This window comes from Paenibacillus sp. NPDC058898, from assembly GCF_049316025.1.
Lineage (GTDB): Bacteria > Bacillota > Bacilli > Paenibacillales > Paenibacillaceae > Paenibacillus_AQ.
Genome location: NZ_JBMOSM010000007.1, coordinates 12,025 through 24,690, shown reverse-complemented (window position 1 = coordinate 24,690; position 12,666 = coordinate 12,025). Strand labels below are relative to the sequence as shown.

Genomic DNA, 12,666 nt, shown 5'->3' with positions numbered 1-12,666 from the left:
AAGGACGTGGTGAATAAGTTGAATAAACGCGAAAAGAAATTTGAGGCGAGGCAAGAACTAATCCTTCATACAGCTGAGCGGCTAATTATGGACAGCGGTTATCATGCCATGAAAATGAGCGACATCGCAGACGAGTTAGAAATAGCGAAGGGTACATTGTATCTGCATTATAAATCCAAAGAAGAGCTTGTGTTTGAGCTCATCAAACCTAAAATGATGGAATTCCGGGAGATCGTGGAATCGGTGGTTGGCGAGGATTTTCATCCGGTTCGACAGATGGAACGGGTCATAGGCGAAGGATTATCCAGCTCGTTTTTCACCTTCGTGCTGACAAGTTTTCCGGATATGGGTGCCATCTTTGCGGATGCAAAGGCAAAAGAGCTCCAAAGTATTCAGGATGAAGTGATCGCCTGTTTTGAGCGAATCATTGAGCGAGGGAAGAGGGAGCGGGTGTTCACCGAAGATTTGCCAACGCATTTCTCTGCCTTGCAGCTTATGCAATTACTGGATCCCCTCGTGTACTCCATTATGGTCAGGGAAGATCGTATGACACATGCAGATTTTGTGAAGTATACAACGCTTCATTATTTGAACAGCATTCGAGCATAAGGAGTGATATTGGAATGGAATGTAATCCGGCACATAACCAAACGTTGATGACGATTGAAACAGCGGAACAATGGGTAGATCGATCCAACCATAAAGATCTGGAAGGACTGATTGGCTTAACCGCGACCCAAATTGAGATTGCAGGTCCACAAGGCGCTGGGTTAATGAATAATGCGGACTTGGAGGAGTGGCTGGAACGAGCGAATCTGCAGCTGGCTACGATAAACCGTTACGCCAAGGATGAATGGATCGTACTGGAGCAGCATGGGACTTGGCTTTATGAGGATGGCCATATCAAGGGTGAATCGATCGTATTTACGGTATTGCGCGTAAAGGACCGTAAGGTGCATTCTCTGGCTCGCTATGATGGGAAAGAACAAGCGTTTCAAGCCAGCGGATTGAGCGAAGAGGATAAGGTCAGTTAAACAATAACCATTCACGCCTCAAGAAAAAAGTCAGCGGTAGTTGGGATGCGTAAGTAAGTGCGTATGATGTACCCCTGACTACCGCATAACTTTGGAGTTTTATTACAGCGCTTTGACATTCCGGATGACGATACGGCTGTGAGGAAGAGACGGCATATTATGAAAGCTGAAGCTTACGTCCTGTACAGGCACTTCATAACTCATCTTGTTCGCTAGAAAGTCGAGGCTCTCCTTCATGATCTCGAGCGTAATCCACTCCCCGGCACAGCGGTGTCCCATATGATGGTCTCCGCCTCCTTGGGGGATGAAATTAAAGGGGCTCCCGTTCCAATCGTCGAAACGATCCGGCTTGAACAGCTCCGGCTGATCCCATAGATCCGGATGATGGTTCGTTCCGTATAAATCGAGGATTGTGAGCACACCTTTATCGAATGCATATCCGTTCCAGGTAAAATCCTTCCGTGCACGCGCAGGCGCAAAGGGGAAGAAGGGGTAGAACCGCCGCACTTCTTGAACAAAATTCTTGAGCAGCTTCTCGTCGGACGTCATCAATTTCTCACGCTCTTCGGGCTGCTGAATGACAGCTAAAGCAGTAAAGCACACATAAATGGCAACCGCTACGATGGGACGAAGAATGTTAAGGATTTCTACCGCTGCGGTTTCCTTGTCCAGGAGCTCGCCCCTAAGATCGCGGTGCCAGGACATCGTATGCAGGGTGCTGCCCTGTTGCGGATCTATTGCTCCACTGCGCACGTCATCTACGAGGTACTGTATCCATTTTTCCGCTTTGGCACGGGCATATCTTCCCTTCCTATGCTTGATACCCAAGGCTGCTGTAGCCTCAATCATGTCAGCAAGCAAGCCCGTTTTCTCTTTCACTTCCGCTTCGGGAAGTGGCACAGCCGCCCATTCGCAGGCCACTCGGCACAGAATTTCTTGAGCTTCTTTATAAATTTCGACTTTATCCTCAGATTCCCATCGTCTTACAGCAAGCTCCCAATGTTTGCGAGTGATTTCTCTCATGCTATGAAGAGCCTCCCTGGACATCAAGGACATGAACATCGCTTTGCGATGATGATGCTCTTCGCCATCCAGCGTCTGTACACCGTCCTCACCGAACAGGGTTTTCAGCACGCGTTTCGGTGCTGCACCACCTCGAACAAACTTCTCCTGGTCATAAAATAGCCTGGCCGCTTCTTCTCCGCGCATGCAGATGGCACGTTCGCCCAATAGACGCGTCTCGAAAAGATCAGATTGAAAGCCGATGGTTCTGTTGGTAATGAACAAGTAGCCTTCGCGCAGCACATTCAAGCTGTGATCCAGCCCATCTTCCTTGGGAATCGGTTTGATATTTTCCATAACGGTCGCCTCCTGGATATTCAAGATTAGAAATGATTACGTGCTTCCAACACAATATCTTAAATACCCGTTCTCATCCGATTTGAACAAACCAAGCTTCTACTCCCATGTCTAAAGACTGGCCATCTATTTTAGAAATATGCGGGCTTATGGTCCATCCTTTGCAGGATTCTCATGCTTGCGAGAGAAATCAATTAGAATGTACATAACTAAAAATGAGCAGGAGGGTGAGGATCGTGACAGCAGAAGTAACCAAGGTATATAAAGAACATATCCCGTCAGCGCGCTTGATCGGCAAACGGTATTCCGATGAGCATCGGAATGCGGCCGGAAGCTTCGCGGACCGATGGGATGAATGGTCCGCCAATGGCTGGTTCGAAGAGATCGGGAAGCTTGGCGCACTGCCGGAATCTGAGGGTTCTTCTTACGGTATCATGCGAATGAGCGGGAATCAGTTTGAATATTGGATCGGGATGCTGTTCCCGGAGCACACGGAAGTGCCGGTAGGGTTTGATTATGCGGACCTGGCGGAAGGCGATGTGGGGATCTGTTGGTTGCACGGCAATAGGGATAATGGTGAGCTTTTCGGTATGGAACCCCATAACGCATGTATGGCTAAAATCGCCGAACGAGGCTGGATCTTGGACGACAATCCGTGGTTCTTCGAACGCTATCACGATATCCGATTCATGACGCCGGATGAACAGGGGAATGTCATATTGGACTACGGTGTTTACGTGAAATGAGACGTACGATTCGCGTTGTATGATTAATGGGGCCGTCCCAAAAGTAGACTTAGTTTCTTGACGTACGGCTCTCCTAAACAGAAACCAGATGGTGCCTAAGGATATCTTCCTCCAAATCCATTGGCAGATAGAGTTGGTCCAAGGTATATTGAATGTACAAAAGAAACCGTTCCTTTCGTAAATGGTTTGGGTAGCACCTCCATTTTACCAAAGAACGGTTTCTTGCGTCTAAAAGTAAGCAATCCGCACGGCGTAGCGGAGAGGACGAATCGATTCCGGACTTGTTGCATGTCCACTTTAAAATTTTTATAATAGGAGGGCATCGAGATGAAAGAAGGATGGGAACGCGCAGTGCCGCCGATGCAACTAGACATCACACAAATTAATGACATCATTTCACCCGTATTCCCCGGTAAAAAAGTAGCAACCGCTGAACGGATCGGTACCGGACTTAGCAATACCAACTACAAAATTCGTCTGGAAGGCAGTGTAGAGACTTATGTGCTGCGCTTGTTCAGGAAAGGTCGGGAGATTGCCGAAAAAGAGCTTGCTATCATTCGAAGAGTACGCCAAACCGTTCCTGTTGCCGATTATATCTATGCGGATATGAGCTGCGGCGTATTCGATAAGCCATGGGCGATAATGGAGTGGAAGGAAGGCGGTCTTCTTCGTGACGTGATGCAGGGCGGAAGCGAGCAGGATCTCGTTGCCGCTGCTGCCTCCGCCGGACGCACTCTCGCCAACATCCATAAACACACATTTACGGAATCCGGTTTCTTCAATGGGGACATGGAAGTCCAGGATCCGATGAGGATGGACGGGGAACGGTTTCTCGCATTTATTGAACAAAGCCTCTTTCAGGATCTATGCGGCCAATGGCTCGGGGAAGAGCTAGCTCAATCGGTATGGTCCTTCAGTCAAACGTACAGTCATTTATTGTCGGAGATTGAAGATACGCCTAAGCTTGTTCACTCAGACTATAATGGCTTAAATATATTAATGCGGCATGGTCCTGAAGGTTGTGAGGTCTCGGCAGTGCTTGATTGGGAGGACGCTTTTTCATGGAACCGATACGTAGATATAGCCAATATGCTTCGATACGAACCCGATGGATCTGTATTTGAAAAGAACTTTGTTCGTGCATATCGTGAGGAAGGTGCGGTTCTGTATGATCATTGGAAAATCCTGTCCAAGCTTGAGGATCTTGTTGCCTTGTGCGATATGTTAACCCATTCCAGCTTGGCTACGCCCAATCGAATGCATGATCTTCAGCGATTAATTGCGGGAACCGTTCAGGTTACGAAGGGCTGAGTTTTTTTGATTCGTAAATCAAAATAAGATTTGCATTATAGACTCTGTTTATCTATAATAGACATTGTAAGTCTGTAATAATGAATCTTGGTGGCAGTCTACTTTGAGCACGAAGAAAAACAAGAAGGAATCTCTTCTTGTACTATTATTATAGATATTAAAGATCCGGAAAGGTGTTGGTATAAATGAGTGAACAAATGCATGATGTCATTATTATTGGCGGGGGGCCGGCAGGCTTGAATGCTGCGTTGGTATTGGGGAGAGCTAGAAAACATGTGGTGCTGATGGATGAAGGGAAGCCACGAAATCGGGTTACCCGCGAGACTCATGGTTTTCTTACCCGAGATGGCATTAGCCCATCGGAATTTCGCAGGATCGCAAGGGAACAGATTAGCGTTTATCCTTCTGTTAGTTTTGTAGAGGATACCGCCGCTTCGGTCGCAGGTGTCGATGGTGATTTTCAAATTACGACAGGACAGGGGACGGTATACCGCAGTAAAAAGCTGCTCTTTGCCGTCGGAAAGAAAGATAGCCCCTTGGATATTAACGGATTGGCAGACGTATATGGGAAAAGCGCCTTCGTCTGCCCATATTGCGATGGATGGGAACTGCGGGATCAGCCGCTTGTCGTGATTGCCAAGGGTGAGGCTGCAGCGCATATGGCCAAAGTCATTGCAGGTTGGAGTGATCGTTATACAATCTGTACCAATGGACCGGATGAACTGACAGATGAACAGCGCCAAGAATTGAAGGAGCATAACATCCCCGTATTCAGCTCCCCAATTCATCGCATTGAGTCGAATGAAGGGATGGTACAGCAAGTCGTGCTGGAGGATGGAGAGAGCATTCCTTGCACGGGCATCTTTTTTGCGCCGAAGCTGGTCTCCGGCTCTGAATTGCCGGCCGCCATCGGCTGTGATATCAATGAAGCCGGAAGCGTGGTCATTAATGCCTTCGGAAAAACGAGCGTGCCAGGCGTCTACAGTGCCGGTGATGCAGCCACCGAAATGTATCAAGCCATTGCCGCCGCTTCGATGGGGGCCTTGGCTGCGGTAGCCATCAACGGAGAACTGCTTAACGAACGTTGGAATCGTTAAAACTTGAATAAACGACAGGCAGGCTTGGTTTTATCTATGCCTGTCTTTTTTTATGCCATTAGGGGATTATTTGATTATAAATGATTCTTACACTCCGGGGTGGTACTGTTTTTGGGTATGATGGAGTTATCAAGTAAAAGGAAGGGTGTTTGGAATGAGAAAAACGATGGACTACATCATGAATCAAGTCTGGAGGGATATGAACATTTAACCCTCCGACATTATGGAGGAGATCGATTTGAATTCTCGAACCAAGAAATTTTTGTCTTATTATAAACCGTATCTGGGGTTATTATTTGCAGACTTGGCATGCGCTTTTGTGGTCTCGGCCATTACACTCATGCTTCCGCTCTGTATACGATATATCACCATTAACGTGTTGGAAGGGAACTCCCCGAACCCGCTGAACCAAATCTATGGGGTGGGTGCCGTCATGCTGGCCATGGTCCTCATCCACACCTTCTGCGATATGTTCATTTCTTACAAAGGACATATGATGGGGGCTTATATGGAGAGTGACATGAGACGGGAGCTGTTTGACCATTTTCAGAAGCTGTCTTTTGGGTTCTACGATGAGAACAAAACCGGGCAGCTCATGACCCGCACCACCAATGACATTCTATCGCTAACCGAATTGTACCACCATGGACCCGAAGATATCCTCATTTCCGTTCTGAAGTTCCTCGGCGCATTCATCATCTTAATGTATATTGACGTGAAGCTTACCCTCATCGTGTTTCTCTTTCTGCCGGTCATGGCTGTGTTTGCTTTTTATTTTAATAAGAAGATGAATGTGGCGCTGCGGGTAAGCAAGGATCGGATCGGGGATATCAACGCACAGGTGGAGGATTCTCTATCGGGTATCCGCGTGGTGAAGTCGTTTACGAACGAACATGTGGAGAGGAAGAAATTCGCCTACGCTAACGGGCGGTTCGTTGACAGCAGAAGGGAAGGGTATAAGAGTGAAACCTACTTTCACGAAGGGTTGGTCGGGTTTACCCAACTCATTACCATCGCGGTCATTGTGTTTGGCGGAGCCGCCATCGTGGATGCCTCGCTGGAACTGGCGGATTTGCTGACCTTTTTCTTGTGCATCGGCATTCTCATCGAACCGATCCAGCGGCTGGTTAATTTCGCTAGGCTCTATCAGGAGGGGATCACGGGATTCGACCGGTTCATGGAGATTTTGGAGGTAGAGCCGGATATTGAAGATTCCGTTGATGCTGCTTCGATCACGCAGGTTCAGGGGAATATCACATTTCAGAACGTCAGCTTCAAATACAAAGATAACTATGAATATGTGCTGAAACATGTATCGCTGGACATCGAGCCCGGCGAGTATGTGGCATTGGTAGGTCCTTCCGGCGTCGGCAAGACGACATTGTGTTCGTTGATTCCGCGTTTTTATGAAGTGAGTGAAGGACGCATTATGCTGGATGGACGCGATATCCGGGATATTACGCAGCACTCGTTAAGAAGGAATATTGGGATTGTCCAGCAGGATGTATATTTGTTTGCGGGAACCGTCTTCGATAATATCCGGTATGGCAATATGGAGGCCAGCGAGGAGGAAATCATCGAAGCTGCAAAAAGAGCGAATGCCCATGATTTCATCATGGCACTGCCGGACGGTTATGATACGGATATTGGGCAGCGTGGCGTCAAGCTATCCGGAGGACAGAAGCAGCGGCTCAGCATTGCACGCGTGTTCCTGAAGAATCCGCCGATCCTCATTTTTGATGAAGCGACCAGTTCTCTGGATAATGAAAGCGAGAGAGCTGTCCAGGATTCGCTGGAACGGTTGAGTAATAACCGCACAACGCTTGTCATCGCTCACCGCCTGACAACGGTACGGAATGCACAGCGAATCGTCGTTTTATCCGAGGACGGAATTGAAGAACAGGGCACGCATGATGAATTAATTGCTCGTCAAGGCGCTTATGCCAATTTATATAATATGCAATTAACCATATAAGCAGGAAGAAAGGCGATTTGTGATCGGTTTATGCACCGGTCAGCAAATCGCCCTTTTCCTATTGTTGGATCGATTTATGGATTATGTTGTCCTGTTTCATCCGAAACAGGATTTACCCTTGAAGTGTTTTTCCAGGCTGCTGATCTTCCACTTCCTTGATTGCATTGTCCTCGTCTTGTACCTTCTCTTTCGATGAACTAAACCATCCGAAAACGGCAATCAGCACAAGCACAATATAGAAGGATGCCTTCCAGATCGTGCTCTCCGGGAAGTGATGGTCGATAAGGGCAACATCGGGATGCGCAAGGGTGATGACTGCAAGTTTGACCCCAACCCAACCGACAATGAGGAATGCCGCCACTTCAAGTCCGGGGCGCTGCTGCAGCAGCTTCACGAAGTAGGATGCCGCGAAACGCATGATGATCAGACCAATGAATCCTCCCAGGAAGATGACGATAAATTGACCTCCGTCCAAGCCGCCGATGTTCGCCAGACCGCTTGGAGGCAGTGCCACAGCCAGCGCTACGGCTGCAAGTATCGAGTCTACGGCAAATGCGATGTCTGCAACTTCCACTTTGAAGACGGTCATCCAGAAGCCGGATTGCTTCTTGGGTTTGTCCGGTTTCGGCTTGGCTTCTTCCGTCGGTTTCTTGCCTTTGATCACGTGTTTCAATGTGTGATTGATCGAAATGTAGAGAAGATAAAGTGCGCCAATGGCTTGTACCTGCCATACGTCCACCAGGAACGAGATTAAGAACAGTGATCCGATGCGGAAGACAAACGCTCCGAGCAACCCGTAAAATAAAGCCTTTTTACGCTGTTCCTCGGGTAAATGTTTTACCATAATGGCAAGGACCAGCGCATTATCTGCTGCAAGCAACCCTTCCAGTGCGATGAGCACCAACAGTACCCATCCATACTCCAACAAAAGCTCCATACCAGTTCCTCCTAGTTTTGTAGTATTGAAGGCACAAAAAGACCTCCACCGGCAGGTGAAGGCCCTTTATAATCCAAAAGAGACCTTCACCACAGAGTGTGGTAAAGGTCTCGCAAACAACGTATCGTTGCCAACAAAGCCGGGGAACTTTCCCGTAATGACGACTTTGTTGTGTCAGCTACTCCCCTTTAATCACGTTCCTGCATAACTGATCTCGTCATCAGTTAAGCCGTGATATAAAGATATAAATTTTTGGGGCATAAGTCAAGCTTTTTTACTTGAATTCAGCAGAATACGACTCCATCGGAATGGTCTATTCTTAATGGTAGAGCGTCTCCTCGCTTTTACATTAACGCTTGATAAAACCACGCTAAGGAACACAAGGACAGCACCCCAATATTGATTGGAATTCATGATCTCGTGAGCAAACCAGAATCCGACCAGTGCCGCGAATACAGGTTCCAGGGAGAACACAAGTCCCGTCCGGGTAGCCGTGGTATATTTTTGGGCGATCGTCTGGAAGATGAACCCGACCGCGGTGCATACAACGCTAAGAACAAGGACGGCAATCCATGAGTGGGTCGTGCTTGGCCATACTGGAGTTTCAAAGAGTAGAGACGAGATGTACGCATACAATCCCGTGAACCCAAGCTGCAGGATGCCGAGGCTTAGCGTATCGACCTTCTGCGAGACAGTGCTTACCATATTAATATGAAGCGCATAACATAATGCCGCCGCTATGCAGAACAGATCACCGATCTTAAATGTAAAAGGAAGCTGGATGGTCAACAGCGCAATGCCGGTTAAGGCTAGCAAAATACTGACAATCACTTTGTTCTCTATTTTTTTCTTAAATAGAAACGTATGTAATAAAGGGACAAACACCACCGTTAAACTGACCAGAAATCCGGCATTGGATGTTGTCGTGGTCTTCAGACCGAAGGTAAGCGCGGTGAACATGATAAATAATATAAAGCCTAGGAGCATGGCATACCGAATCGTCTTTACGTTAACCTGGCGCAAGCGGGGGAAGAAAATCACTCCTGCGAGTATAAAGGCCAATCCGAAGCGTAGGGCTATCAAATTAAACTCTCCTAGCGAATCCAGTCCCACTTTCATAAAAAGATAGGACGAGCCCCAACAAATGGTGATGAACAAAATCATAAGATCGGCCTTCAGCGGTTTCAAGTTCTTTTTCCTCCTTCTAGTGATTGAACAAAATCAGTATACTCACGTACAATAAACAAGTAAAACGAATGTTTCTAATAATAAATATGAGTAAAATTCATGTATGAAATGATCAGGAGGATTTCCCATGAGTATAAATAAATTCAAAGTATTATTGAAGGTCGTCGAGCTCGGCAGCTTAACCAAAGCCGCCGAAGTTATGGGATTTACACAGTCCGGTGTCAGTCACATGATCAACAGCCTGGAAGATGAATTTGGTTTCTCATTGCTGATACGGAATCGTTCAGGAGCGAAGCTGACGACCAATGGCGAGGAGATTCTGAAGACGATACGTGAAATCCTGAAGTGGAACGAACATTTGGAGCAGCAGGTGGCTTCCATTCATGGTATCGAGCTGGGTACCATTCATATCGGTACCTTTACGAGTGTCGGTGTTCACTGGCTACCGGGGATTATTCAGGATTTCCAGCGGGATTATCCCCATATCGACATTCGATTGGTTGAAGGAGATTACCGGGAAATTGAGGATTGGATCGCGGAGGGCAAGATTGATTGCGGCTTCCTGTCACTTCCAACTTCGGATATATTCGATGCGATTCTCCTGCACCAAGACCCAATGCTTGTATTGCTGCCAATGGAACATCCGCTCAGTTCGGAGGACTCTATTACATTATCCCAGATTGAGAATGAACCGTTTATTATGCCCAGCCAAGGTTCCGATTATGATGTGAACCGGCTGCTGGAGAAGGCCCGGATCAAGCCGGATATCAAATATACACTTGGTGACGATTATGCCATTATGGCCATGGTGGAGAAAGGCCTTGGCATTAGCATTCTTCCTGAACTTGTGCTGCGAGGGCAGCAGCGAAATATACGGTTGATTGAATTGAAGGAGAAGAGCTTCAGATCGCTCGGCATTGCCGTAAACTCCATGCGGGAAATATCTCCAGCTACGAAGCGATTCTTGAATTATGTTAAGAGTTATCCCAAGCTGTAGCTGCTAAACGGACGCTAAATGAAACTCATACCCAGCATCTAGGCTCTATTACAAGGCAAGAGCTTCGTTCATGTTATTTCACTACATAAAACAATTCGTGTCACAAAATCGCTTGTTGGGATTGTTATATAGGTAAACAAAGAAGGAGGTGAGCTCGCTTGCAGCCAACCATCCCCGGGGAAGCGGAAGGAAAGAGAGAAGCCATTGAAGCGGTTGTAGAACAAGTCAAAGCAGGAGACAAACAAGCATACCAAGCGATCATCATCCAGTTTGAGCGGCAGATGTACACGTACTGCTACTATATTCTTAAAAATCATGCGGAGACCGAAGATGCGGTACAAGAGATTTTTATTCGTGCCTATGAACATCTTCATCAGTACAAGAGACAAGTGTCTTTCTCCGCCTGGTTGTATAAAATGGCCTATCATCATTTGATCAATATTAAAAAGAAGCAGAGCCGCTTTCTTAACCTGATCGAGCATTGCAAGGAACAGCAGCCGGTTATGCAAATATCTCAGCACGAGCCGGTTGTGTACGAGTTGTTAGCCTACCTGACAGCAGAAGAACGACACATACTGCTGCTGAAGGCGGTTGAACAGTATACCTTTGAGGAAATCAGCGACATTATGGGAATCAAATCAGCAACGATACGAAAGAAGTATGAACGGTTACGACATAAACTGATGGACCGAATAAGCCAAAAAGGAGAGGTGGCACGTGGGACAATCGCCGAAACAAACGGAATTCGCTGAAATGAATGCACTAGAAGAAATGATTCGTGAATCGACTTTACCGAAGAATAGCATGAGCTATCAAATTATGAACAGGATTGGAGAACGTGAAATGACAAGGACAAGAACATCATCCAAACGAAGACCGAATGTTTTAAAAAGAACAATACTCGTTGCATCCGCAGCAGCTGTGCTGGGAGGAAGCGTAATCGGGTCAGGATTTGTATCGCCGGTCATGGCAGCAACCTTGAAGCAAATCCCAGTGCTCGGCGTGTTATTCGAAGGAACCAGCGAAGATGCAGTTAAAGCCGCTATAGAGCAAGGGATTCTATCCGAACCTAATTTGAGCGTAACTCACGATGGCGTGACGTTGAAGGTAGCTGACCTTCTATATGATGGAACCCGGTTGTCCTTTATACTGGAGCGCGAGGGAGTGGATTTACCGAGTACAGCTTCTCCGTATTTTAGCGAAGATGCTAAATTCATCAGTAATCCCGATAGCGAGTATGTTAAGTCGAGGACAGTTGCTAAGGAAGATCAGGAAAAAGGCTATATCGAAATGCCGCGAATTCTGGTAGACGGACAAGAAGTGGCGATGGGTGAGGGCAACTTCGGAGACTATCCTCAACTGGACAATGCCTATATCGTTGAGCTTACCAAGGGTTTGAATTTGCCTGATCAATTCGAGCTGACCATTCAGGCCAACGTAACTCAAGTGAATGAAACCTTTGAATTCAAGGTCCCTGTGAACGTCACTAATAAATCGGTTGTCGTGAAGCCGGAGCAGGCTACGAAATCGGATGGACAATTCAGTTATACTGTCAAGCAATTGGATATTTCACCGGTATCGACCCGCCTGGTTCTGGATAGTAAAGGCGAGGTGCCGGCTTCTGCAGAGCAAACAGGCGATTATAGCGCCAGCATGGTATATTACGAACTTGTGGATGATCAAGGGAATGTGCTGAATCCTCGAAAGTTTGATTACTTTAACAGCAAGCCCGAGACTGAATATCATATCGATCAATTGTTCAGTCCTGTAAACGGAACTCCGAAATCCATAACGATTAAGCCGTTTACCCTGACCGTAAATAACAAGGATTGGAGCGTTGTCGGTCAAGGGAAGGACAGCCACGGGGATAAAACATATCTGAAGGATCTGGAAATGACCATTCCGGTTCAACCATAACAACGAGTGTAAGTATAAGGGGGGTGTCCCAAAAGATCTTAGATCTTGCGGGAGGCCCCCTTCTTGCTGTTAGAAGACGCTCCATGTACGAATCGTTCCTCTCAT

The 12,666-nt window shown here is 47.1% G+C and carries 12 protein-coding genes; 9 read left to right on the top strand and 3 right to left on the bottom strand.

The features are described 5' to 3' along the window. Positions 1–18 precede the first annotated feature (18 nt). Together ACOZB4_RS19200 and ACOZB4_RS19195 are read left to right on the top strand one after the other, a co-directional pair. Complete coding sequence (locus ACOZB4_RS19200) at positions 19–609, top strand: TetR/AcrR family transcriptional regulator (protein WP_379405109.1); 591 nt, start codon at positions 19–21, stop codon at positions 607–609. Between the two features lie 14 nt (positions 610–623). Beyond that, positions 624–1,034, top strand: coding sequence for a hypothetical protein (locus tag ACOZB4_RS19195; protein WP_379405111.1), 411 nt, complete (start codon positions 624–626; stop codon positions 1,032–1,034). A gap of 102 nt (positions 1,035–1,136) precedes the next feature. Here ACOZB4_RS19195 and ACOZB4_RS19190 read toward each other — a convergent pair whose 3' ends face one another. Further along, positions 1,137–2,393 carry a cytochrome P450 gene (locus ACOZB4_RS19190; RefSeq protein WP_379405113.1) on the bottom strand — a complete coding sequence of 419 codons (1,257 nt, stop codon included), beginning with the start codon at positions 2,391–2,393 and terminating at the stop codon, positions 1,137–1,139. A 236-nt stretch (positions 2,394–2,629) separates the two neighbouring features. Here ACOZB4_RS19190 and ACOZB4_RS19185 point away from each other — a divergent pair, with 236 nt between their 5' ends. From ACOZB4_RS19185 to ACOZB4_RS19170, 4 genes are all read left to right on the top strand, one after another. After that, complete coding sequence (locus ACOZB4_RS19185) at positions 2,630–3,139, top strand: AraC family transcriptional regulator (protein ID WP_379405115.1); 510 nt, start codon at positions 2,630–2,632, stop codon at positions 3,137–3,139. A 327-nt stretch (positions 3,140–3,466) separates the two neighbouring features. Beyond that, positions 3,467–4,450, top strand: coding sequence for a phosphotransferase family protein (locus ACOZB4_RS19180; protein WP_379405117.1), 984 nt, complete (start codon positions 3,467–3,469; stop codon positions 4,448–4,450). A gap of 185 nt (positions 4,451–4,635) precedes the next feature. Next, the gene (locus ACOZB4_RS19175) at positions 4,636–5,547 is read left to right on the top strand and encodes an NAD(P)/FAD-dependent oxidoreductase (protein WP_379405119.1); all 912 of its coding nucleotides are present in this window, start codon (positions 4,636–4,638) and stop codon (positions 5,545–5,547) included. Positions 5,548–5,785: 238 nt separating this feature from the next. After that, positions 5,786–7,522 (top strand): ABC transporter ATP-binding protein, encoded by a 1,737-nt coding sequence (locus ACOZB4_RS19170; protein ID WP_379405121.1) that lies wholly within the window; start codon positions 5,786–5,788, stop codon positions 7,520–7,522. Between the two features lie 112 nt (positions 7,523–7,634). Here ACOZB4_RS19170 and ACOZB4_RS19165 read toward each other — a convergent pair whose 3' ends face one another. Beyond that, positions 7,635–8,459, bottom strand: coding sequence for a TerC family protein (locus tag ACOZB4_RS19165; RefSeq protein ID WP_379405123.1), 825 nt, complete (start codon positions 8,457–8,459; stop codon positions 7,635–7,637). Positions 8,460–8,723: 264 nt separating this feature from the next. Continuing rightward, positions 8,724–9,647 carry a DMT family transporter gene (locus tag ACOZB4_RS19160; RefSeq protein WP_379405125.1) on the bottom strand — a complete coding sequence of 308 codons (924 nt, stop codon included), beginning with the start codon at positions 9,645–9,647 and terminating at the stop codon, positions 8,724–8,726. Positions 9,648–9,774: 127 nt separating this feature from the next. On the opposite strand from ACOZB4_RS19160, the gene ACOZB4_RS19155 reads away from it, so the two are divergent. The 3 genes from ACOZB4_RS19155 to ACOZB4_RS19145 all read left to right on the top strand — a co-directional run bounded on the left by ACOZB4_RS19155 (position 9,775) and on the right by ACOZB4_RS19145 (position 12,561). Then, entirely contained in the window at positions 9,775–10,644 is an 870-nt protein-coding gene (locus ACOZB4_RS19155; protein WP_379405127.1) for a LysR family transcriptional regulator, read from the top strand. Between the two features lie 158 nt (positions 10,645–10,802). Next, the gene (locus ACOZB4_RS19150; RefSeq protein WP_339293284.1) at positions 10,803–11,396 is read left to right on the top strand and encodes an RNA polymerase sigma factor; all 594 of its coding nucleotides are present in this window, start codon (positions 10,803–10,805) and stop codon (positions 11,394–11,396) included. Beyond that, positions 11,362–12,561 (top strand): DUF4179 domain-containing protein, encoded by a 1,200-nt coding sequence (locus tag ACOZB4_RS19145; protein ID WP_379405130.1) that lies wholly within the window; start codon positions 11,362–11,364, stop codon positions 12,559–12,561. The genes ACOZB4_RS19150 and ACOZB4_RS19145 overlap by 35 nt, the downstream gene beginning before the upstream one ends. Positions 12,562–12,666: the final 105 nt, after the last annotated feature.

Bases quoted from the DNA above. Each gene is read 5' to 3' on its own strand.
- ACOZB4_RS19195 (WP_379405111.1), top strand. From the start codon at position 624: ATGGAATGTAATCCGGCACATAACCAAACGTTGATGACGATTGAAACA.
- ACOZB4_RS19190 (WP_379405113.1), bottom strand. From the start codon at position 2,393: ATGGAAAATATCAAACCGATTCCCAAGGAAGATGGGCTGGATCACAGC.
- ACOZB4_RS19180 (WP_379405117.1), top strand. From the start codon at position 3,467: ATGAAAGAAGGATGGGAACGCGCAGTGCCGCCGATGCAACTAGACATC.
- ACOZB4_RS19175 (WP_379405119.1), top strand. From the start codon at position 4,636: ATGAGTGAACAAATGCATGATGTCATTATTATTGGCGGGGGGCCGGCA.
- ACOZB4_RS19165 (WP_379405123.1), bottom strand. From the start codon at position 8,459: ATGGAGCTTTTGTTGGAGTATGGATGGGTACTGTTGGTGCTCATCGCA.
- ACOZB4_RS19155 (WP_379405127.1), top strand. From the start codon at position 9,775: ATGAGTATAAATAAATTCAAAGTATTATTGAAGGTCGTCGAGCTCGGC.